This is a genomic window from Exiguobacterium sp. s193, assembly GCF_018618755.1.
Lineage (GTDB): Bacteria > Bacillota > Bacilli > Exiguobacteriales > Exiguobacteriaceae > Exiguobacterium_A.
Genome location: NZ_JACSMR010000025.1, coordinates 1 through 1,067 on the forward strand (window position 1 = coordinate 1; position 1,067 = coordinate 1,067).

Here is a 1,067-nt window from a genome sequence, read left to right on the forward strand (position 1 = left end):
ACGGCAGCATTCGCGTCAGGCGGTTCAGACGACATGATGCATGAGGACAAAGCAAAAAACGTCACGGTCAAAACGAAAGCAGCAGACCTTCGTGCGACACTCGACCAATTGCTTTCTGAGCACTTCGTGCTTGCCGTCATGGACATGAAAAAACAATATGATGGTTCGAAAGATGCAGAATACTACGAAGCAGCACTCAAACAAAACGCACTCGACATGACACCGGCAATCGCTTCAGTCTATGGCGACGAAGGTGCAAAACAGTTCGAAAAAATCTTCGTGGACCACAACAAATACACAACGGATCTCGTCAAAGCCGTCAAAGCGGATGACCAAGAAGGCATCAACGCTTCAAAAGCTGAAACAGAAGAGTTCGTCCAGGATCTCTCGAGCTTCCTCGACACAGCGACAGAAGGTAAACTCCCAAAAGCCGCTGCGGAAGAAGCCCTCCGTGCCCACGAAGCGGACGTCTATAAAACATTCCAAGAGTATGCAGCAGGCGACTATGAAGGTTCGTACAACACGTTCCGTGAAGGTTACAGCCGCATGTATGACATCTCGAAAGCTCTCTCAGTCGCAATCACAACACAAATGCCTGAGAAGTTCGATAACACGAAAGCTGATACAAAAGCCGCTGACCTCCGGTCAACACTCAACAGCCTCGCTGCTGAACACGTCGCACTTGCGAACATCAGCATGACAGCAGGCGTCGATCAAGCGAAAGACTACGACGCAGCGAACTGGACGGAAGACATGCACACAGCTGACTTCAAAGCCGCGATCAAATCAATCTACGGTCAAGCCGGTGCGGATCAGTTCGAGCAAGTCTGGACGAAAAACCACATCGAAGCACAAGCGAACCTCGTCACAGCAGCCATCAACGATGATAAAAAAATGATGGGTGACGCACAAGACATGCTCAAAATGTTCACGAACGACTTCGGTGCGTTCCTCGGAGCAGCAACGGAAGAAAACCTTCCGACAAAAGCAGCACAAGAAGCCGTCGCTGGCCATGAAACGTATGTCCAAGACACGTTCATGCAGTACACGGAAGGCGACTACAAAGG

At 50.1% G+C, this 1,067-nt stretch carries 1 protein-coding gene; it reads left to right on the forward strand.

The window, feature by feature from the left end; translation table 11 throughout:
• Positions 1 to 1,067: copper amine oxidase (locus KNQ04_RS15515; RefSeq protein ID WP_214851799.1), on the forward strand; the 1,067-nt coding region annotated here is incomplete at both ends.